We start from the raw sequence: 461 nt of genomic DNA, 5'->3' as shown, positions 1-461 counted from the left end.
ATTATGGCTTAAACCTATTTTTAAGGCATGCTCTAAGACAGGAGTACTAAATAACTTCATTGCTTTTTCATCACTTGCTCTTAAATCAAGTAAGTCTGCTACTTCACTTAATGTTCTAATACTTGTTAATTCATTAATTTCACTTACGCCAAGTGATTGAATAGCTTCTAATAAATGAACAGTTGCTGCTTCATCTACTAATGCTTTACTAATTTCTAATTCAGAAGCTACTACTCTTGATAAGCTTACATCTAATCTAGTTTCTACTTCACCTAAGTAATGATTAATTACGTCTGCTACCATTTGGTGTGTTCGTTCATGTTCAATAACTCTTGTTAGTAGGTTATCAATAATTCTTGAACCATAAATATGTCTAACACCAGCTTTACTAATGCCGCCAGATGTTTGATCTAGAAGTAATGTATCTACGATTCCTAAAATATCAATTGTTCCACTAAATG

General features: G+C 31.9%; 1 protein-coding gene. It reads right to left on the bottom strand.

Going from position 1 to position 461, the window contains the following annotated elements; translation table 11 throughout:
* Window positions 1-461: hypothetical protein (locus IY230_RS01820; RefSeq protein WP_196369637.1), on the bottom strand; the 461-nt coding region annotated here is incomplete at both ends.

The organism is Acholeplasma laidlawii (assembly GCF_015709225.1).
In the GTDB taxonomy this organism is placed as follows: Bacteria; Bacillota_I; Bacilli_A; order Acholeplasmatales; family Acholeplasmataceae; genus Acholeplasma; species Acholeplasma laidlawii_A.
This window is presented reverse-complemented; position numbering and strand designations above follow the sequence as displayed.